Origin of the sequence: Priestia iocasae, from assembly GCF_016909075.1 — a bacterium.
Classification (GTDB): Bacteria; Bacillota; Bacilli; order Bacillales; family Bacillaceae_H; genus Priestia; species Priestia iocasae.
Genome location: NZ_JAFBFC010000013.1, coordinates 1 through 18,824, shown reverse-complemented (window position 1 = coordinate 18,824; position 18,824 = coordinate 1). Strand labels below are relative to the sequence as shown.

Here is an 18,824-nt window from a genome sequence, read left to right as displayed (position 1 = left end):
AAGTTTTTTTTTCATTTTGTGAAAACAACGCTTTCTATAATGATCATACGGATGATTGGGCGTCTATCTCTCTTAACTTTCAATCGCTTTCGTTTAAGAAAATACTCTTTAAAATAAGCTATCTTTCATCAAAAAGTCTATATCAATATAATAAAAAGTCAGGATGTCTTATCCTGACTTTTTAATCGATACCGTTACTTTAAAAAGGTCTCCATCTACTTCTACAACTAATCGTCCTCCATGAAGATCAACAATCGATTGTGCAATTGCCAAGCCTAACCCAGATCCTTCTGTGTGACGAGACGTATCTGCACGCTTAAAACGTTCGACTAACTCTTGTGCATCGTCACCAAGTTCGTAGCGCGCAATGTTTTTAATCACAAAAACGGCTTCATCTGCTTCTTTTTTTAAAGATAGATAGACTCTTGTGTTAGGTAAGGCGTATTTAATCGCATTGATCACTAAATTGTCCAATACACGCCACCACTTTTGACCATCTACATAAGCGAAAATAGGCTCCTCAACCGTTGTTACTCGAAAATCTACCTTCGCATTCTCGATCTCTTCAGCATGCTCTGCTAGCGCTTGTTGAAGAAGTTGTGTTAAGTCTAATCGCTGTCTGTTTAACTCTAAGTTCCCGCTTGCCATTTTGGATACTTCAAATAAATCTTCAATGAGCGTTTTTAAACGCTGTGATTTACGGTCTAAAATATCGACGTAGGATTGACGCTCTTCCTCTGTTAGGTTTGAGTTCTTTAGTAAATCTGTATACGTAATAATCGATGTAAGAGGCGTTCGTAAATCATGACTCACATTCGTAATAAGTTCTGTTTTGAATCGTTCGCTTTTTGCTTGCTCGGATAAAGACGCTTTCATTCCTTCACGTAGCTTATTTAAATGAATCGCATGCTGAGCGATAAACGATTTTCCTTTTACGGGAATGGGTTCACGTAACACACCACTGCTTACTTGTTGAGTTGCGACCATCACACGGTTGAAGTAGGCAACTCGCATGACAACCATTATAAGAGTCGGAAGACCAACGAATAACACACATAATAAATACACACCAATCATTTCGGGTGACATCATCACAAGTACAGTCCCGATACCCCAGAAGAAAAGAACAAGTAATACCCATACGACTTGTAAACCGACTGGAATGCTTAAAAAGACATCTTTTAGTAGAAAAAGAAAACGTACAAGAATTCCTTGTTTGAACTTTGAATAGAAACGTTCCTTCTCTTGAAATTCCTTGCGTAGCCACATCAGTTGATGAATACCTAACCAAAGACTAATCGTTACTAGCCCTAACATAAGTACTAGCTCTTTTATAAGTGGTTGGAGCTTATACCAAAATACATCTGTACTCATGACAGTATAGAGAATGAGAAAGAATCCATTAACCATCAAAATCAGTAATCGAATATCAAGTGGCCATGCCTCGTACCGTGCACGAAAAGACGAATGATCAAACCAGTTCCGTTGAAACTTATATAAAAAGAGTAGACTCAGTAAAGATGCGATACCTAATGCTAATGTAAAATAAAAGGCCACTTGTTGATGTTTAAAGTCTTGATAGACAGCAAATGTATCTTCCTTTTGCGTGGAGGAAGGAATAATGATGGTTCCTTCATAAAAGCCTGATGATTTTAATAAAAGTTCTTGTTGCACCTCATCATCTCCATAAAACACGTCAGTGGCTTTTAAATACCCTCTTTCTTCACTGTACGTCTTTGAAAAAACTGCCTTTTGTGAGACATCTCCATTTGAAAATGTTTCACCTGTTTGAATGTTTGTTAAGTCATAAACAAAGTAGCTAACATTCCCTCTTAATTCGTTTTTTCGTTCATTCAGTTGACGAATATAGTCTTCAATTGCTTGCTCTTGCTCTTTTAAAACCTTCGCTTTGACGTGTTCATCACTTTCAAAGTTTTTTTGGATATCCGCTAATTTATCATCTCGCTCCTTTATAAGAGCTTGCTTTAACGTTGCATCTCCTTCCGCTTCTGCTTCCTCAATTCGATCGTTATATTGTGCATTGATATCCATAATCTGTTCAGACAGCGTACCATAACGAGTTCGGTGTTCTTCAATTTGTGCAGCTGTCACGTTAAGATTTTTCTTTAGCTCTTTGACATCATGTTGTAATAAGGTTGTATTACCTAGTTCCTCGACAAAGTAATCAAATTCCCCTTGAAAATCATCACTTTCAAAATAGTTATTTACAAATAGGCGATCTCCATGATTCATGACAGAAGCCACTGCGATGAGTACAACCCCAATTAACAAGCTCCATACCAACGTTTTCCATCTATTTTGATTCATACTCTCACTCCTCTACACTACTGCTTTTCCATCTTGTACCCTAGACCCCATACCACTTTTATGTACTGAGGATTCTTTGGATCGGCTTCAATTTTTTCACGAATTTTTCGGATATGAACGGCGACGATGTTTTCGGCGTTATACGCTTCTTCATTCCATACTCGTTCATACATTTCACGAATGGAGAACACCCTCCCTGGATTCATCATAAAAAGCTCTGTCATTTTATACTCGATTGGTGTCAGCTTGACCACTTCGTCATGCAGGGTCACCTGTTTTGATTCTTGATCTAAGGCGAGGCTTCCAACTTCTATTTTTGCTTGCTGTTCATTATAGGTACCAAGCTGAACGTAGCGACGAAGCTGTGACTTTACACGTGCGATTAACTCCATCGGATGAAATGGCTTTGTGACGTAATCATCTGCTCCGACTGATAAACCGTGAATTTTATCAGATTCTTCTACTTTTGCACTCAGCATAATAATGGGAATATTGCGCTTCATACGGATTTTAAAGGTTGCTGCAATTCCGTCCATCTCAGGCATCATAATATCTAGAATTAGGAGATGAACATCATGTTTTTCTAACAATTCCAGTGCTTCTACACCGTTCGCCGCTTTTAATACGTGATACCCCTCGTTTCTTAAATAAATTTCAATCCCATCTCGAATATCTTGGTCGTCATCTGTGACGAGAATCGTTAATGTACTCATCTTTCTCTCCTCTTTTCTTTTAACGATGATTTTAGTATAAACACCCGTTCTTAACATTTAGTTATGATAAAAATGAAGAAATTCTTAAGAAATGAAAAAAGGTGTGTGAAACAAAGCAAGCATGCTCCATTTTACACATCCTATTATGTCTTTTAAGTATGTGACTTTGAAAATAAACAGGCAAAAGATGAATAGGTCGTATAGCGTGATTGATTTCCGCTACAGATTGCTCGCTTTTCACGAGGTGGGCGGTGAGCCTCCAAGCTCCTTTGGAACCTCACCTGCCCACTGCTTCCGCAGGACGTTGATAAGCACCTTAGGATCAACTCCGCACGAATAACATAGGTCATGTATTTTCGAGAAGTCTCCCACCTTTTGTTCTAATTAACTACAAGTATCTACTAAAGCAAGACCCTTACATTAACGAAGTTTCTTTAATAAATACTCGTATTGTTGATGATTTGTATCTTGAAAAGCTTCTTCTCTACTAGAAACGATGTCATCATAGTTGATTGTTGATGAAAATTGTGAAGCCGTAAAATCATAGCGCATACCGTCTATTTGATTGTAAAAGTGCCAGCCATCTTCGCACCTTGTTTTTAAGATGATTCCCCCGAACACATCTTGCATCACAAGTGAGGTAACACTACATTGACCGCATGCAGGGTTATCAGCTGTCCATTTAGAGCTTGATTGAAGTGACCATCCTTTCAATAGTAACTCTTTCATGCGTTCAATCTCTATCCTTTTAATCACGGTTTCATAATAGGCAGGAACGTGTTGGACGAACTTTTTTTTATGAATGATTCGGTTATAAAAGACGTGCTTGTCTCCTTCCATCACTTCAAAGCCTTCTCCATATAGCGTGGTTCGTTCACCAAGCCACATTTCTGTAAAGTCTTTTAACGACATACGAACCATTCCAGAAACTTCTTCTTCTTGCAAGTGAAACAAATCAAAGTTTGGTGCGTTTTTATATAAATAAACGTGAGCAAACTCATTATCAAGAAACGCTCCTTTTGCAACGGAATAGCTGATGATTCCAAGCGGAACAAGCTCTTGCATCGTCACTTGAATGCCGAGTTCTTCATGTACTTCTCTCACACCATCCTCTATCGTTTCATCTGCGAGTAAATGTCCCGCTGCCGTTATATCCAATAAGTTTGGATAATCCTTTTTTAATGAACTGCGAATCTGTAAGTAAATAGAGAGCTCACCGTTTACCTCTCCAACAAACCAGCAGTGAAATGCTTCATGCCAATATCCTTTCTTATGTACATCTTCACGTGTGGCGATCCCTTGTTCGACATGATGCTTGTCAAATATTTTGAGCATTTCTTGTTCTGACATGTGTGTGTCCTTTCTCGTTTAAAGATTCATGTGATAAACAAATAGTTCTCCTTTTGGTCCTTCTAAACGAATTCCTTTATCTACAAATCCCGCTTTTTCATACACGATTTGCGCAGCTTTGTTTCGATGATTGACTGCTAAAATCAACTCGCGTTTTTCAGGAAAGTGCTGATTGATAAATAAGGGTAATAGCTTTAATGACTGCTTTGCGATTCCTTTTCCTTGATAGCGTGCATTCACCGAATAGGAAGTTAATAATAGTGCTTCTTGATTGTCACTATATTCTCGCACTCGCTCCCATCCATTTAACAGCAAGAACCCTACAGCTTTATTTTCAAAAAGGATGACAACTGGAAAACGGTTTGGCAGTTCTCTACATGTATACACGGTATGTAATGGCAACGATGTATATTGAAGTTGATGATGAGGTAAATCGTACGTTTCGAAGTATTCTTTATACTTAGGATCATAAAAAGCAAGTGATACACTCATTTAGACAGACTCCTTTATAACGAAGTATAGCAATGTGAACATTGCTGATGATGATTCTTCCCTCTTTTTACTTTTGTTCCGCAGTGGTGACAAATTATGTAGGATGACTGGTCATCTAGTAGTCTATCTCTTGTGAACAGAAAATGTTTGGCGACACGCTCTGATTGAAAGGTCCATTTCACACTCATTGCAAGCATTGCCCCAATAATAGATAGAAGCAGTAATCCATTCATTCTTTTTCGCCCCTTTATTTTTCCTAATTATACCATACAAACGTTCGCTATTTCCTTTCTAACTTTTAATTTCTTCTAAACATTCACTTTTTATGGTCGTCTCTATTCATCACGACGTATAATAAAAGAGACTACAAGGCGAGTGACGGAGGAACGTCCCTTCTGCTCTCATTCTATTTTTCTTTGATTCTGTAAGGAGGTCTTCATTATGACAACAATCATCAGTGTACGCCCTTAATAAGGGACGTACACTTCGGATGCCGCCAACTTTTTGGAGGCTAAGAAACCATGAAACCTATTTATTATATCTATCTAAAGGCATGTTCTGATTTTAGTTCACGCATGCAGTTTATTGGCTTAACGAGTGCGCTTTTGCTTAGTGAAAACCCCGAGTTATGGATGATGCTATTTTTTATTGGTAGGCAAATTGGAGCGCTGTTAACAAGTTATGTGGCAGGGATTGTTGCGGATCGTTTTTCTCGAAAAGAAGTCATGATTGTGGCTGAACTTCTTAGTGGGATCTCGGTTGGAAGTTTGCTGTTTGTAGATGAACCTCTACTGATTGTCATTGTGGCGTTTATCCTTGGGATGACTTATACGTTTTTTGATGTGAGTTTTCGTTCATCAGTGCCTGATATGTTTGGTAAACATCAACTTGAATGGATCAATACATTGCTTGTTCGGGTCGGCTCGATTATTAGTATTGTTGGCTTTGCTGTGGGTGGATTTGTCTCTACTTACTTCTCATACAAATACTTAGTATTACTAGATGCGACGATGTATATTGGATCTGCGGTCGTGCTTATAAACGTAAAATGGATGCAGAAGCCGCGCGTTCACCATGATAGCGAACAACCAAAAGTTCCGATTAAAAAAATCATTCAATCTGATGGTTACTTCTTTTTACTAGTGATGGCTTTTCTGTTTCCACTCGCTGCTTCGTCTTATCAATATGCGCTACCTCTTATCGCTAAAAGTGACTTTTACAATGGGTTGATGTGGTCAACCGTTGCCTTTGGGTCATTTATTTGTTCATTACGAATGAAGAGAAAAGCGGTGAATCGACGTCTGTATGCAGAAAGCTTGTTGTTGTTTGCGCTCGTTGTGTCGTTATCGTTCATTAGTAAACACCTGCTTATGATGCTGTTTTTATTGGTGCTTGTCGGAGCAGTAGAAGCCATCGTGCAAGTGTGTCATTACACATTACTACAGCGAAGCAAAGAGAGCATTCGTGGAAGACTATTTGGGCTCAACACCCTTGCAACAAGGTTAGGATTTTTAGTGGGATTTTCACTCATGTCGATTGTTTCGATCTTTTCTTCTGCTTCAGTTGGAGTATGGATCATGCAAGGCGTGCTCGCTATGGCTGTTTTTGGATGGATTTTTAGTAAGCGCTCCACTTAAATAGAAATACCCGTCTACTTTTCTTCTGTAGACGGGTTTTGTTTCATTATAGGATGGAGTGAATAATTCCGCCTTCTACACGTTGTGCAGCACCGTTAATTGCTGATGCTTTGTCAGATGCAATGAAGACAATCGTGTCTGCTACTTCTTCAACCGTTGCGTAACGTTGAATTAAAGATGTTGGCTGATCATGTTTAAAGTATTCTTTAATAAAGGTATCCAAATCTTGGCCATTTTCTTTTGCTAGGTCGCTAATAAAGGTACCAAATCCTTCTGTCCAAGTTGGTCCTGGTAAGACAGAGTTAACCGTTACATTTGTTCCTTTTGCTACTTCGGCTAATCCTCTTGATAACGTAATAAGAGCAGTTTTTGATACGCCGTAAGGAACTAATTCAGGATACGGCTTAATTCCTGCTTCACTTGCAATGTTAATGATACGTCCTGCATTGCGTTCCATCATTTTTGGCAGAAATGCACGTGATAAACGCACAGCACTCATCACATTAATCTCATAGTACTCTAACCATTCTTCATCCGTCACTTCAACAAATGGCTTAACCGTGAATACACCTGTGTTGTTCACTAACACATCTAATTCACCGATTTCGTTTACTTTTTCAATAAGCTCGTTGCTTTCGTCACGTTTAGCCACATCTGCACGAATACCGTACACTGTTCCATACGCTGATAATTCCTTTACTGTTGCTTCTACATTTTCTTGAGAGCGACCGTTAATAATCACTTTAGCTCCTTCCTTTAAGAAGCTAATGGCAGTGCCCTTTCCAATTCCTGCTGTTGAACCTGTTACTAATACTAATTTATTTTTTAAATTTAAATCCATTTCAAACATCTCACTTTCAAAGTTTTTTTGTGAATCATTTTTCTCGATAGCTAAAATCAGAGCTCCTATTCGCTAGCTAAGATTAGTATGCAACACCTTTTACATATTGAGAAGTACGCACTTTTCCGGGATATAATCACCAATCAGTGACTTAGTAACCTTTTGGTAACCTACTCACTTTTTTGTTTCTTTTTTGATACAATTAGCTCAAACCCATACATGTTGGAGGAATTCTATGAAGAAAAAGTATCATTTACCGGTTGAAGCGGCACTGGAGTTAATCGGAGGAAAGTGGAAAGTCGTAATTATGTGTCATTTAATTCTTGGTACACGTCGAACGAGTGAGTTGAAACGACTGATGCCTGGAATTTCTCAAAAGATGCTAACGCAACAGCTGAAAGAATTAGAAGCAGACAACCTTATTCATCGCGAAGTATTTAACGAAGTGCCACCGCGTGTAGAATATTCATTAACTGAATATGGCTGGACATTAAAGGAGATTTTAGATTTACTATGCGCATGGGGTGAGGTTCATATTGAGCGCAATTACGAAAATAAATACGATGTGCTAGAAAAGAGCATTTTAAATAAATAAAAATGAAATCGACCAAGAAATAATGTGTTTCAGATAAACGTAATCAACGCACAAAACCCGTCTACCTTCATTGGGTAGACGGGTTTTTGTTCATGAGTTAACGTTCAACTTTAATGCTAGTCGCCAGTGCTGACTTAAGGTTATGAAGACAATTCGTACTTTTGTTCTTCCCATCCATACGCCGCTTCAATTAGCTTCTTTCCACCAATTTCAACGTCTGTTGTTGCAATCTTTTTTGCACCTAACGCTTCGTAAAACTGACAAGCGTTATTTTCTTCTAATGCCCACACTAACATTGAACGAATGTTCTGCGTGTATAAGTAAGATGCAACGGCTCGCACAAGCTCTTTGCCAATTCCTTTTCCTTGATAAGCTTCTAGCACATAAAGGGCATAAAGCTCACCTTCATAATCGCTATATTGACCCATCTTTCACTAATTGCTTCGTCTGATCCACGAGCGTCTCTTCTAGGCTACGATACGTCATGCCAAGTTCACGAATGCTTTTACTATTATCAAATTTAGCAGCATACCCTACATTTTTAGAAACGTACTCTCTTGTAAAGCCAATGGTTGGAGCAATGAGCCAAATAAGTGCCTTTGGTACTTCACGTTTCGGTAGCTTATATTTACCTGGGAAGTTTCTCTCTAGAATGTTGGCCATGTGTAATAACGTAGCTTCCTCATTGGACGTAAGGTAACGACCTGATGCTTCTGGTGTAAATGCCGCAAGCACTTGTGCTTTTGCAATATCTCGTACATCAACTGTTCCGTTTACTAAATGTGGCACCCCTGTTTTATAGGTTCCTGTTAAAAAGTCTCGAATCGTTGAAATACTCGTAGAATCTGTTCGTTTGGCAAGCGACGGACCTAAAATGAAGGTTGGATTAATCGTAACAAGATCCCATCGGTTTTGCTCTTTTACCATTTCCCACGCTTCTTTTTCCGCAACCGTTTTTGAGTAACTATAAGGCTGGTGCTTTTCAGAGCTCGTTTCATTCCAATCCGCTTCTGTAAATGCGGCTTTCCCTTTCATATCAGCGTTGTCTCCAAAGATGGCAACAGCACTACTCGTTAAGATTACACGCTTGACTGAAGTAGCTTTGTTCACCGACTCAAGCACATTACGTGTTCCTTCTTTTGCAGGCTTTACTAAATCGCTATAGGCATCTTTAATACCGCTAATAAAAAATGGTGATGCGGTATGAAACACATATTCACTGCCATCAACCGCCTCATCAAAGCTTCCTTTTTTTAATAAATCCGCTTCATATACAAATAGCTGCCCTGGTGCTTCTTTTTCAATTCCTCGTAAATGCGCGTATTTATCGGTTTGATTTTTGTTACGCACAGTCATTCGTACGTCGTGGCCTTGTTCTAACAATTCTTTTATAATCCAGGAGGCAACATAGCCTGTTCCCCCTGTTACAAGTGCTGTTACTTTGTTCATGATGACTTCTCTCCTTTTTGAATCAAATCAGATGGATAAACGTGATACCCATTTCTTGCTTTCAAGGCTGTTTCATACATTCGTTGTGCCACTACTTTCGCTTCAATCGGTTTGTATTTTTCAAATGGTCCTTTGAATAAAAACGACGTTCGTTTTGCAATGGATTCTGCTAGCCTTTCCCCTTGACGCCATTCTTTTCGATGTCCTAGTAAAAGAGAAGGTTGAAAGATGTGAACAGATGGCAGCTTCAGCTCTTGTAACGCTTTTTCCACCTCTCCTTTTACGCGACTGTAAAAGAAAAGTGACGTTGATTTAGCACCTAAGGATGTAACGGTTAAAAAAGTTGTTGCGCCTTCTTGCTTGGCAAGCTTTGCTGCTTTTAGTGTGTAAGTATAATCAACTTTTTTAAATTGCTCTTTTGATTTTGCCTTTTTTATCGTTGTTCCTAATACACTGTATACGTCATCAACCTTAAACAGTGCTGTATGCTCGTCTAAAGCGTCAAAATCGACTTCAACTTGTTCAATCGTTGAGTGTTCAATGGATAACGTTTTTCGAACAAGTAGCGTCACCTTTTCATAATAGGGTGAGTTAGCCAACTGCTTTACTAATTCCGAGCCAATGAGCCCAGAAGCTCCTAATACGAGAGCTGTACGCTTTTTCATGACTTTCTCGCCTGCACTTTTCGTACAATTGATGTGATGACTTTGCGTGGTAAGAACCGAACGACTTGTGAAAGCAGCTTATTTTGCAAACCTGGAATCACAATGGTTGAACGAGATTGAAAGCCTTTATATCCGATCTCTGCTACCGTTTTTGCGTCCATCACACCACTATTAAACAATTTCGATTGCTCAAGACTGGCACGATTTGAAAATCCTGTTTCCGTTGGCCCCGGGCAAAGTGCGGTTACGTGCACACCAGTTCCTTTCAATTCGTTTTCTAATGCTTCAGTAAACGACAATACATATGCTTTTGTTGCATAATAAACAGCCATTAATGGACCTGGCTGAAAGGCCGCTGTTGATGCTACGTTTAACACGCCTCCTCTACCGCGCTTCACCATGTCCGGTAAAAACTTTTTTGTCACATGCGTAAGTGTACGAATGTTCAAGTCAATCATATTTAATTCTTCGTCCATGTTTGTTGTTAAAAACTCGCCATATAAACCGAAACCTGCGTTATTTACAACATAATCAACTTGAATGTTTTGCTCCGTTAATTCGTCATACAACTCTTCAATGGATGCTGCAACCGACAAATCTCTTGAACTAGTCATCACACGAATACTATATTCATTCTCTAGTTCTTTCTTTAACAACTGTAGCTTATCACTGCTTCGTGCAACTAACACAAGGTGGTGACCATCCTTGGCAAACTCATAAGCCAATTCTTTTCCAATTCCACCTGATGCTCCTGTTATTAATGCTACTTGCTGATTCATATCTATTCCTTCTTTCTAAAAATAAATGATTAATCGCTGCAATCAGATTAGCTTTATGTTTGTAACCTACTATTTATTTAATAAAGACCTTGCTTCTTTGTTTTAATGTTTAAATTCTTAAACATTTAATCTCTTGAACATACTATACTTCTTTTTTGTTTAATGGTCAACAATTACGCAAGGTGTATTTGTGATTTTTTTAAAATCGTTTTAAAATAGAGAGAGAGGTGAACGGAATGAGCGGAAAAGTATCAAGTACAAAATGGTTTGGACTAGCTGTACAATCATTATTAGTACTAGCACGGTATGATGAAATTTGTCCAAGCGGAGTATTAGCGGAAAAGCTAAATGCGAAATCTCCTTTTTTACGAAAAGTGTTAACAAATCTAGTGAAATCGGGCTTAGTAATGGCTAAGGAAGGACGAAACGGAGGCTACTCGTTAGGTAAACCACCCGAAGAAATTACATTGGTTGATGTGTATCACGCAGTTCGAACAGATCCTTATGCAAAAGGATTTCTAGATGTAAATGAAGAATGCTTTACTTCTTCAACTCATGATGCCCTTGTCTCATTGCGAGATGAAATGGAAGGCTGGCTCATTGAAGGCTTATCAAAAAAAACGTTAGCGGAGTTACTTGCAGCGAGCAAGTAAACTCTACTAACGTTTTTATTTATGCTGACTTCTTATTGAAGAATACCACCAGCATTAACATAGCGTGCGTTAAACTCTTGTACAAATTGATTGGTAATGTCTGTGTCATGGATAATTAGCATATTTTCATCATTTACGTTGTTGCCATTTTCACTCCAGTTTGTCGAGCCAACAATAACGGTTGGATCACTGTTTGTGTCCGCATCGATAATCATCGTTTTAGCATGTAGCTTACGGTTTTCATTGTCAATGTAAACCGGAGCTGGGTTTGCCCAACGAGTGTTTGGATTACTTGCACTTGTTTGAGAAGCTGTTCTTCCTGTCATTTCAATGCTTGCCGACCACCATTGATTCCAGTAGCTGGATTCGAATACACCTTTTACATCAAATCCTGTTAACGTGCCTTCGTTATCTACATAGCTACCTTCCCATTTATACTTTAATTCGTCCACTAATGCTTGATCACTCCATGCAAAAATGGTAAAGTATGCGCTTTTATCTGCCTCTGTTTTCACAAGCTCTGTCATTCTTCCAATTGCATTATCACCTGTTGAGAAATACACCTCTACTTGTTTGCCACCAATTGTCACATTGTGAGGGGTATTATCGATTTTACGCGTACTAAAGTTTGATACCTCGATGTTTGGTGTTGTCGTGTTACTTCCCCACATCTCTTCAAATTCTGTTTCGTAAATAGACGCAAGCTCTGGAGAATGAGTTTCTACGACGTGCTGTTGGTTTCCATCTAAAATACCTTGGTTCATGTTTTCTTCTGATCCATAAAGACCTGTCACCGTAAAGTTCCAGCTCCCTGTAAACACCCATTTGTTATCAACAATCGCAAATTTATTATGCATTTGATTACCTGGTGAGTAATAGCTGTTTTCTCCTTTTGACTCACCTTCAACAAAAAGATGTCCCGTCGTGCTTGTGCTTCCAACGGTTACTGTACGTTGCGGGAAATCTGTGAAGCTTGCAGGCAAACCATAAGCTGATCGTTTTGCTGCATCCTCAATGACAAACATTGGTGAATCAGATAGAATATGAACGTCATCCGCCGTTCCAACAACACCATCCTTACCACGAACAAGTTTTTCTAAATAAAGACGCATCGTTTCATAACGCTCTGCATAGTGAGGATCTGTTGCATCCTTTGCATCGGCAAGAACGCGGACATCAACACCTTCTGCAGCTTTATTTAGTAATGTATCAATTACTCTTGGTAAGTTAATTTCATAAGTCGCAAAATCGATAGAAGTAGTCGCTTGATTTAAACGCTCGATTAAACGATCTTCAAGGTTTACATTGTAATTTGCTTCGTTTCCTGCAGTCGCATATTGAGTAGAAGCACTTTTGTTAAAGTATACGTTTATCGCACCAAGCTCTTCACTCACATTTGTTATTGATTCTGTTGCGCCTACAGATGTTGATACTTTATTCGCAGCTTTTGGTGTACCGTAACCACCATCATATGTATTTGTTGATGTTTCCCAACTGCTTGCTACTGTTCCACTTTGCGTTGAATCGATACGAGCCATTGTTGCCTTCGTTGTGTTGTCCCCTGCATGCCAGTTGTCTACTTCATCAATAATGACACCTGTCTCATCTTTTAAAAATAATGCTTCATTTGAATTTCCAAGTGCACCTGAGTAAATAAGATCTGCATTTGCTCCTGGAACCGTTGAATCACTTGTGCGTTCTAATAAAAAGTACTCGTTCGGTGCAATCGTTCCACTTAATGAAATGCTTGGTGTACCATCCTGCGCTTCAAGCGTCCACCCATTAAGTGATAAAGAAGAGGAAGTGGTATTTTTTAACTCAATCCATTCATTATTATAAGAAGCCGTTGTTCCCATCCATGCAATTTCATTAATGACCGCTTCTTTTGATGCTGCCTCACCTTGTTGAATAGATGGTTGAGCAAAACCTCCTACAAGTAAACATGCTGTGCTCGCTACTGCTAGTGATACTTTTTTTAGACTCATTTTTTTCTCCTTCCATGACATGTAACAAAATTATCAAAAAGATGACAATACTAGTATAATTTGTTGCATTTTGTCATGAAATGAGTGAATAGTACGTACTTTTCTTATTATTTTGTAAATTGAATGTTGAGTTTGTAAATTAACAGTTCTATTTACCTCCTTTTTTCCCTAATTTTTCTTTTTTCTTTTTATCGATAAACTGTTCTTGACAGAGTGGTAGTTTCAATTATAAACTGTTCTTGTAATTAAGACAGTTTATAAAAAGGAGTTATCATCCATGTCAACTAAATCTGCAAAAGAAGAATATTTAACAAAAATTAATGAAATGAAGCTTAGTGATGAAAAGCCAAAAGAACTTGAAGATACAGATTTCTTCACAGTGGCTAGAGAGCGTCGCTCCGTTCGTCATTACGACCCTTCTTATAAAATGACGAAAGAAGAAATTGAAGAATTATTAGCAGTAGCTGTTCAAGCACCATCTTCTTCAAACTTACAGCCTTGGAGATTTCTTGTAATTGAAGATCAAGAACAAAAAGAGAAGCTATTACCAATCGCTAATAACCAACAACAAATTGTTGACGCATCTGCTGTTATTGCCGTTTTAGGTGATTTAGAAGGTTATAAGAACGCAGACACAATTTACGGAGCAGCGGTAGAGCGCGGCAGTATGACAGAAGAAATCAAAGATTTCTATGTAAAAACAATTAATGACCATTATGGGAACCTTTCACGTGAAGCCGCTTCTCGCGTAGCAATGATTGACGGTGGATTAGTATCCATGCAGCTAATGCTTGCAGCTAAAGCAAAAGGTCTTGATACGGTGCCAATGGGTGGTTATGATGCTGAAAAATTCGCAGAAGCATTTTCTTTACCAGAAAACCTTCAAACAGTCATGTTAATTTCAGTCGGTAAAGGCGTTAAAAAAGGATTTGAAAAGTTCCGCCTTCCACTAGACGAATTAGTAACATGGGATACATTCTAATAAAAGCAAATAGACCACATTCTGGATGCAGAATGTGGTCTTTACGTTTGTTTTAAACCTTTAATGATATGTTGATAGATTGGATTTTGTTTTTGTTCAATTTTATATGCAGCATACAATTCGTTCGTAAATGTTAAGTCTGGAAAAATCACTTTTACTTTCTGTTGTTGAAGTGATTCTTGAATGAGATAAGTAGGTAAAATGCTCATACCCATTCCATACTCAATTGCTTCTAAAATTGTACGTAAATCTGACATAACATGATAAGGTCGGATTTTCGGTCGCTTTTGAAAATGCTCTTTCCATATTCGACGAATGATGGGTAACTCTAACCCGTAACTTATCCACCTTTGTTCGTTCAACCATTCTTCTACTGAATGTTCACCTACATTCACTTCAGCATCAAACGGAACGACAATAACAAATGTTTCTTCTTCTATTTTTGTGTATTCAATCCCAGGTAAATGAAGCTTTTGCGTGGCAATGGCAAGATCAAGCTGATCATTTTGAAGCGATTCGATAAGCGCTGATGTAATCCCAAACTGTACAGAGAATCGAACCTCTAAATCATGAACGCGTGATAGAGCGCGCTTTGTAAAATACTCACCTGCAGAACCTAGTCGGATAATAGGAGCAAGGATGGTTGGTGATGCAGCATGTGTAATCTCAAGTGTCATCGTTTCTAAGTTTTCAATCAATGGAACAATACGTGCGTATAATTCCTTTCCTTTATCAGTTGGAATCATCTTTCGCGGTGCACGAATAAACAACACTTCCCCTACTTCTGCTTCTAATGCTGCTAGGTGTTGGCTCATCGCAGGCTGTGTTAAAAATCGTGCCCTTGCTGCCGCTGATACCGACTGATGCTTATAAATGCTAATAAAACTGCGGTACCATTCAAAATCAATCAAATTTCTCTCTCCTTTACAAAGAAAGGAACACCGCTAACCTTCACGGCGTTCCCCTTTTTATTGTGCAACCTTGTGTAACCGATGGACCTCTCTCTTTTCAATTAATCCTTCGACTGCTAGACGATACGTTTGATAGTGTGTACTTTCAATGTGAGCTTGTAACGCTGCTTCATCTTTCCACGTTTCATAAAAGGCAAATGTACCGTTATCATCCATTGATTGATGAAGCGTATACTCAATGCATCCTTCTTCTGCCCGCGACGGTGAAATCACTTTTTGTAGCTCGTCAAACAGCTCTTGCTCTTTTCCTTCTTTTGCTTGAAGTACAGCCATAATTGTTATTGCACTCATCGATTCATCCCTCATCTTTCATTTACTTTAGTTTAGCAACGATTTTTCCTTTTACATGTCGTTGTGACAGTTCAACTAATGCTTCAGGCACTTCTTCTAACGAGATTGTACGAGCAATCATAGGTGATACCTTTTGATCTGCAACTAATGCAAGAAGCTCGTCACCCATTTTTGCTAAATCAGCTTGTGCCACTTTATCATCTACATGGTGAGCAGCATTTAATGCTACTTCGTGATACGAAACGACTTTTGTGAACGGCTTAATTTTCGTGTAATCCGGTGCCCCAGCAATGTGCGCAATGTGACCTCTGTATGCAATAAAATCAAGAGATTGTGTCGCGTTATCACGACTAACCGTATCAAGAACAGCATCTACACCGCGTCCGTTTGTCCATTCCATGACTTTTGCAGCAACATCTTCTGTTTTGTAATCGACTACGTAGTCAGCACCTAATGATTTCACGTAGTCATGGTTATGTGATGAAGCCGTTGAAATGACGGTCTTGCCAGCTAATTTTGCTAGCTGTACAGCGAAGCCACCCACACCACCTGCGCCTCCATGAACTAAAATCGTATCAATGGCCGACATCGGCAGTTTACGAAATAGCGCTTCATACGCTGTATAACCAGCCGTTGGTAAAGCTGCAGCCTCTTCAAATGTTACAGAATCAGGAATTCGTGATACCGTATGAGCGGTTGTTATTCCGTACTCTGCATATCCACCCTTTTTCGTGAAGTCACCGTGGTAAACAACACGATCTCCTTTTTGCCACTGAGTGACACCTTCCCCAACTTCTGCAATCGTACCGGCTACGTCTAACCCTAAAATATGAGGATACGTCCAGCTTGGATTTCCGTTTGTAGCTGTTTTGTAATCAACAGGGTTTAAGCTAATCGCATGGACGTCAACAAGCACTTCCCCAGCTTGTGGCTGTGGTGTTTCAATGTTTTCTACTTTCATATGTGACCATTCATTTTTCTCATGTAGTAATAATGCTTTCATGTCTATCTGCTCCTTTGTTTGCTACGATTAGAGAAAGCCTGTGGATACCGTTACTCACAGGCTTTTTTTGTGTAAGTTAGTTTAGTTTGTTTAAGACTTCTTTTGTCACAGAAAGTGTTGATTGTGGGTTTTGTCCCGTAATTAAGTTGCCATCTACTTGTACATGATCACTCCAATTTTCTTTTCCAACGAAATTGGCTCCTAGTTCACGCAAACGAGTTTCAAGTAAAAATGGCATGTATTTATCAAGCGTTGTTTCTCTTTCTTCTTCGTCTGTAAATGCTGTAATGGTTTTACCTGAAACAAGCGGCGTACCATCAGATTTTTTAACACCAACTAAGCCAGCTGGTCCGTGACAAACTGCTGCCACAATTTTATCACTTTCATAAAATTCACGAACTAACGCATGAATCTTTTCGTTATCTGGTAAGTCAAACATTGTCCCGTGGCCACCAGGCATGAAGATGACATCAAACGTTTCAGCACTTTCAATGTCATCAAGCTTCTCCGTATTTTCAAGATGTTTCGCTGTGTCTAACAGCTCTTGTGAAACACCGCCTTCAAGGCTACTCTCATCGATTGGTGACTTTCCTCCAAGCGGACTAGCCACCGTGATTTTATACCCTTTCTTTGAAAACTCTACGTAGGGCTCTGCAAATTCAGATAACCAAAGGCCTGTTTCATGACCTTCTGCATTCATTTTATCAGCTGTTGTTACAACCATTAATATATGTTTACTCATTGATTCATTCCTCCAATAAGTGATATTTGTGTGCATGACAATGTATAGTGTACCCTTCTAATAACGATAATACAAATTAGAAAATATGTACTTATTTATAAATTTTTTTATAGAAAAAAACCTCCTAACGAATGAGGAGGTTGACGATTTTTTTGTAAGCAATTGATCTTCTACCAGCAATTTAAAAGAGTTCCTTGCCTAATACGGTGATCTCAAACAAATGCGAAATAAAGTTCCTGTGATGCTCTCTTTTTATGGTTCCCTCTGTTTTATAACCTAATCACGAAGGAGCATTTTATTCCTCTACTTACTTTCCAATGGAGAAGCCCTGAAAAAGTTTCCCTCCATATGGCTCTAATATTTCATCGACAAGCACAACAATCAACTGTTTTTCACCTTGTTGATAAAAAGCATCAAACGCTTGTATGTATTGAGTTGCAAATATAGGGTTAAATTGACGCAAAGACCGAATGATCCACTTTGATGCACCAATCCATTGGCCATTCGTTCTCAGTACAAATTCATGAATGAGTTCGGCGAGTGTGTTTGCAATACAAATGTCTTCTTCACGCTTCTCACTTCCAATGAAGTCGTCTAAAGCATCCGTTAGAAAGTACCGCTTCATTATAATGGTTTGCGGTGACCATCGTTCGGGTCCTTTCTCTAGCATCTCAACCGCTTCTTTTTTAATGGCTGCAAGAACCCCTTCGTCTTTTAAAACAAGGCCTTCTGCTACCATTCTCTGCATACAAGGTCTTGCACGCTTATAATCTTCTTGAAAGAAATGCTGATAGGAGTGAAGGTTGTGAACGAACACCTCAATCGGCCATTCACATTCAATGAGCGATTGTCGGTACGAAGAAGGAACATGTGAATCAAAGATGACAATGTCAAGATCTGAAGTAGAAGTTTCCTCTCCTCTTGTTACACTTCCCGCTAAAAGTGCGCCTTGACACGTCGGGAAATTAGTTTGCACAAACTTTGTGGCTGCTTCAAATGGAGGTAATCGTTTCATCGTTCGTTCCTTTCATTAGCGGTCTTGCTTGTCTTTCTTCATATGTTATTCTTTTTCCTTGTGACATTCTTCTGATGTTTGTCCAGTTATGTAATCAAGTGGTGTATAGTAGTTGTTTGGAACGGCTTTTTTAACAAATAACTTGTACGAGGTGATAAAGATAAGGCACACAACAAGCAAAGGAAATAAAATGGCTGTGTACAACACAATCATTCACTCACGTCCTTTCGATGATTTCTTTATCATTCTTACCGAGAAGACCCCCACCTCAAGGAACACAGTAAGTAGGTGGGGGATGAATCGGTTTTTTAAAACTTTTTTTCATCTTTAGTG

21 protein-coding genes are annotated in these 18,824 nt (G+C 38.9%); 4 read left to right on the top strand and 17 right to left on the bottom strand.

Annotation, left to right across the window (positions count from 1 at the left end):
• Nucleotides 1–168 precede the first annotated feature (168 nt).
• From JOC83_RS19560 to JOC83_RS19540, 5 genes are all read right to left on the bottom strand, one after another.
• Nucleotides 169–2,328 carry a sensor histidine kinase gene (locus JOC83_RS19560; RefSeq protein WP_205189037.1) on the bottom strand — a complete coding sequence of 720 codons (2,160 nt, stop codon included), beginning with the start codon at nucleotides 2,326–2,328 and terminating at the stop codon, nucleotides 169–171.
• Nucleotides 2,329–2,345: 17 nt separating this feature from the next.
• Nucleotides 2,346–3,041 (bottom strand): response regulator transcription factor, encoded by a 696-nt coding sequence (locus tag JOC83_RS19555; protein WP_205189036.1) that lies wholly within the window; start codon nucleotides 3,039–3,041, stop codon nucleotides 2,346–2,348.
• 420 nt (nucleotides 3,042–3,461) lie between these two features.
• Nucleotides 3,462–4,391: a YunG family protein gene (locus tag JOC83_RS19550; RefSeq protein WP_205189035.1), complete on the bottom strand. Its 930-nt coding sequence runs from the start codon at nucleotides 4,389–4,391 to the stop codon at nucleotides 3,462–3,464.
• 18 nt (nucleotides 4,392–4,409) lie between these two features.
• A complete protein-coding gene (locus JOC83_RS19545; protein WP_205189034.1) occupies nucleotides 4,410–4,883 on the bottom strand; it encodes a GNAT family N-acetyltransferase in 474 nt (157 codons plus the stop codon).
• 14 nt (nucleotides 4,884–4,897) lie between these two features.
• Nucleotides 4,898–5,116 carry a hypothetical protein gene (locus JOC83_RS19540; RefSeq protein WP_205189033.1) on the bottom strand — a complete coding sequence of 73 codons (219 nt, stop codon included), beginning with the start codon at nucleotides 5,114–5,116 and terminating at the stop codon, nucleotides 4,898–4,900.
• A gap of 288 nt (nucleotides 5,117–5,404) precedes the next feature.
• On the opposite strand from JOC83_RS19540, the gene JOC83_RS19535 reads away from it, so the two are divergent.
• Nucleotides 5,405–6,520: an MFS transporter gene (locus JOC83_RS19535; RefSeq protein WP_205189032.1), complete on the top strand. Its 1,116-nt coding sequence runs from the start codon at nucleotides 5,405–5,407 to the stop codon at nucleotides 6,518–6,520.
• 46 nt (nucleotides 6,521–6,566) lie between these two features.
• Here JOC83_RS19535 and JOC83_RS19530 read toward each other — a convergent pair whose 3' ends face one another.
• The gene (locus JOC83_RS19530; RefSeq protein ID WP_205189031.1) at nucleotides 6,567–7,361 is read right to left on the bottom strand and encodes an SDR family NAD(P)-dependent oxidoreductase; all 795 of its coding nucleotides are present in this window, start codon (nucleotides 7,359–7,361) and stop codon (nucleotides 6,567–6,569) included.
• 235 nt (nucleotides 7,362–7,596) lie between these two features.
• Here JOC83_RS19530 and JOC83_RS19525 point away from each other — a divergent pair, with 235 nt between their 5' ends.
• Complete coding sequence (locus JOC83_RS19525; protein ID WP_205189030.1) at nucleotides 7,597–7,956, top strand: winged helix-turn-helix transcriptional regulator; 360 nt, start codon at nucleotides 7,597–7,599, stop codon at nucleotides 7,954–7,956.
• 140 nt (nucleotides 7,957–8,096) lie between these two features.
• Here JOC83_RS19525 and JOC83_RS19520 read toward each other — a convergent pair whose 3' ends face one another.
• The 4 genes from JOC83_RS19520 to JOC83_RS19505 are packed head-to-tail and all read right to left on the bottom strand — an operon-like array spanning nucleotide 8,097 to nucleotide 10,849.
• Nucleotides 8,097–8,384: a GNAT family N-acetyltransferase gene (locus JOC83_RS19520; RefSeq protein ID WP_205189029.1), complete on the bottom strand. Its 288-nt coding sequence runs from the start codon at nucleotides 8,382–8,384 to the stop codon at nucleotides 8,097–8,099.
• Complete coding sequence (locus JOC83_RS19515; RefSeq protein ID WP_205189028.1) at nucleotides 8,371–9,405, bottom strand: SDR family oxidoreductase; 1,035 nt, start codon at nucleotides 9,403–9,405, stop codon at nucleotides 8,371–8,373. Before JOC83_RS19515 ends, JOC83_RS19520 begins: the two co-directional genes overlap by 14 nt.
• Complete coding sequence (locus JOC83_RS19510) at nucleotides 9,402–10,070, bottom strand: NAD(P)H-binding protein (protein ID WP_205189027.1); 669 nt, start codon at nucleotides 10,068–10,070, stop codon at nucleotides 9,402–9,404. The genes JOC83_RS19515 and JOC83_RS19510 overlap by 4 nt, the downstream gene beginning before the upstream one ends.
• Nucleotides 10,067–10,849 (bottom strand): SDR family NAD(P)-dependent oxidoreductase, encoded by a 783-nt coding sequence (locus tag JOC83_RS19505; RefSeq protein WP_205189026.1) that lies wholly within the window; start codon nucleotides 10,847–10,849, stop codon nucleotides 10,067–10,069. Before JOC83_RS19505 ends, JOC83_RS19510 begins: the two co-directional genes overlap by 4 nt.
• Before the next feature lie 236 nt (nucleotides 10,850–11,085).
• On the opposite strand from JOC83_RS19505, the gene JOC83_RS19500 reads away from it, so the two are divergent.
• Complete coding sequence (locus JOC83_RS19500; protein ID WP_205189025.1) at nucleotides 11,086–11,502, top strand: RrF2 family transcriptional regulator; 417 nt, start codon at nucleotides 11,086–11,088, stop codon at nucleotides 11,500–11,502.
• Nucleotides 11,503–11,534: 32 nt separating this feature from the next.
• On the opposite strand, the gene JOC83_RS19495 is transcribed toward JOC83_RS19500, so the two are convergent.
• Nucleotides 11,535–13,487 (bottom strand): phospholipase D-like domain-containing protein, encoded by a 1,953-nt coding sequence (locus tag JOC83_RS19495; RefSeq protein ID WP_205189024.1) that lies wholly within the window; start codon nucleotides 13,485–13,487, stop codon nucleotides 11,535–11,537.
• Between the two features lie 277 nt (nucleotides 13,488–13,764).
• Here JOC83_RS19495 and JOC83_RS19490 point away from each other — a divergent pair, with 277 nt between their 5' ends.
• A complete protein-coding gene (locus tag JOC83_RS19490; protein ID WP_205189023.1) occupies nucleotides 13,765–14,469 on the top strand; it encodes a nitroreductase family protein in 705 nt (234 codons plus the stop codon).
• Nucleotides 14,470–14,510: 41 nt separating this feature from the next.
• Here the strand turns inward: JOC83_RS19490 and JOC83_RS19485 are convergent, their stop codons facing one another.
• The 6 genes from JOC83_RS19485 to JOC83_RS19460 all read right to left on the bottom strand — a co-directional run bounded on the left by JOC83_RS19485 (nucleotide 14,511) and on the right by JOC83_RS19460 (nucleotide 18,704).
• Nucleotides 14,511–15,380 carry a LysR family transcriptional regulator gene (locus JOC83_RS19485; RefSeq protein ID WP_205189022.1) on the bottom strand — a complete coding sequence of 290 codons (870 nt, stop codon included), beginning with the start codon at nucleotides 15,378–15,380 and terminating at the stop codon, nucleotides 14,511–14,513.
• Between the two features lie 57 nt (nucleotides 15,381–15,437).
• A complete protein-coding gene (locus JOC83_RS19480) occupies nucleotides 15,438–15,731 on the bottom strand; it encodes a putative quinol monooxygenase (protein ID WP_205189021.1) in 294 nt (97 codons plus the stop codon).
• Nucleotides 15,732–15,753: 22 nt separating this feature from the next.
• Nucleotides 15,754–16,734 carry a zinc-binding dehydrogenase gene (locus JOC83_RS19475; protein WP_205189020.1) on the bottom strand — a complete coding sequence of 327 codons (981 nt, stop codon included), beginning with the start codon at nucleotides 16,732–16,734 and terminating at the stop codon, nucleotides 15,754–15,756.
• Nucleotides 16,735–16,810: 76 nt separating this feature from the next.
• A complete protein-coding gene (locus JOC83_RS19470) occupies nucleotides 16,811–17,476 on the bottom strand; it encodes a type 1 glutamine amidotransferase domain-containing protein (RefSeq protein WP_205189019.1) in 666 nt (221 codons plus the stop codon).
• Nucleotides 17,477–17,783: 307 nt separating this feature from the next.
• On the bottom strand, nucleotides 17,784–18,491 hold the full coding sequence (locus JOC83_RS19465; protein ID WP_205189018.1) for a nucleotidyltransferase domain-containing protein: 708 nt from the start codon (nucleotides 18,489–18,491) through the stop codon (nucleotides 17,784–17,786).
• Between the two features lie 45 nt (nucleotides 18,492–18,536).
• Nucleotides 18,537–18,704, bottom strand: coding sequence for a DUF3951 domain-containing protein (locus JOC83_RS19460; RefSeq protein WP_239583647.1), 168 nt, complete (start codon nucleotides 18,702–18,704; stop codon nucleotides 18,537–18,539).
• Between the last annotated feature and the right edge of the window lie 120 nt (nucleotides 18,705–18,824).

Coding starts and splice junctions, on each gene's coding strand:
- JOC83_RS19560 (WP_205189037.1), bottom strand. CDS start 2,328: ATGAATCAAAATAGATGGAAAACGTTGGTATGGAGCTTGTTAATTGGG.
- JOC83_RS19555 (WP_205189036.1), bottom strand. CDS start 3,041: ATGAGTACATTAACGATTCTCGTCACAGATGACGACCAAGATATTCGA.
- JOC83_RS19550 (WP_205189035.1), bottom strand. CDS start 4,391: ATGTCAGAACAAGAAATGCTCAAAATATTTGACAAGCATCATGTCGAA.
- JOC83_RS19545 (WP_205189034.1), bottom strand. CDS start 4,883: ATGAGTGTATCACTTGCTTTTTATGATCCTAAGTATAAAGAATACTTC.
- JOC83_RS19540 (WP_205189033.1), bottom strand. CDS start 5,116: ATGAATGGATTACTGCTTCTATCTATTATTGGGGCAATGCTTGCAATG.
- JOC83_RS19535 (WP_205189032.1), top strand. CDS start 5,405: ATGAAACCTATTTATTATATCTATCTAAAGGCATGTTCTGATTTTAGT.
- JOC83_RS19530 (WP_205189031.1), bottom strand. CDS start 7,361: ATGGATTTAAATTTAAAAAATAAATTAGTATTAGTAACAGGTTCAACA.
- JOC83_RS19525 (WP_205189030.1), top strand. CDS start 7,597: ATGAAGAAAAAGTATCATTTACCGGTTGAAGCGGCACTGGAGTTAATC.
- JOC83_RS19520 (WP_205189029.1), bottom strand. CDS start 8,384: ATGGGTCAATATAGCGATTATGAAGGTGAGCTTTATGCCCTTTATGTG.
- JOC83_RS19515 (WP_205189028.1), bottom strand. CDS start 9,405: ATGAACAAAGTAACAGCACTTGTAACAGGGGGAACAGGCTATGTTGCC.
- JOC83_RS19510 (WP_205189027.1), bottom strand. CDS start 10,070: ATGAAAAAGCGTACAGCTCTCGTATTAGGAGCTTCTGGGCTCATTGGC.
- JOC83_RS19505 (WP_205189026.1), bottom strand. CDS start 10,849: ATGAATCAGCAAGTAGCATTAATAACAGGAGCATCAGGTGGAATTGGA.
- JOC83_RS19500 (WP_205189025.1), top strand. CDS start 11,086: ATGAGCGGAAAAGTATCAAGTACAAAATGGTTTGGACTAGCTGTACAA.
- JOC83_RS19495 (WP_205189024.1), bottom strand. CDS start 13,487: ATGAGTCTAAAAAAAGTATCACTAGCAGTAGCGAGCACAGCATGTTTA.
- JOC83_RS19490 (WP_205189023.1), top strand. CDS start 13,765: ATGTCAACTAAATCTGCAAAAGAAGAATATTTAACAAAAATTAATGAA.
- JOC83_RS19480 (WP_205189021.1), bottom strand. CDS start 15,731: ATGAGTGCAATAACAATTATGGCTGTACTTCAAGCAAAAGAAGGAAAA.
- JOC83_RS19475 (WP_205189020.1), bottom strand. CDS start 16,734: ATGAAAGCATTATTACTACATGAGAAAAATGAATGGTCACATATGAAA.
- JOC83_RS19470 (WP_205189019.1), bottom strand. CDS start 17,476: ATGAGTAAACATATATTAATGGTTGTAACAACAGCTGATAAAATGAAT.
- JOC83_RS19465 (WP_205189018.1), bottom strand. CDS start 18,491: ATGAAACGATTACCTCCATTTGAAGCAGCCACAAAGTTTGTGCAAACT.
- JOC83_RS19460 (WP_239583647.1), bottom strand. CDS start 18,704: ATGATTGTGTTGTACACAGCCATTTTATTTCCTTTGCTTGTTGTGTGC.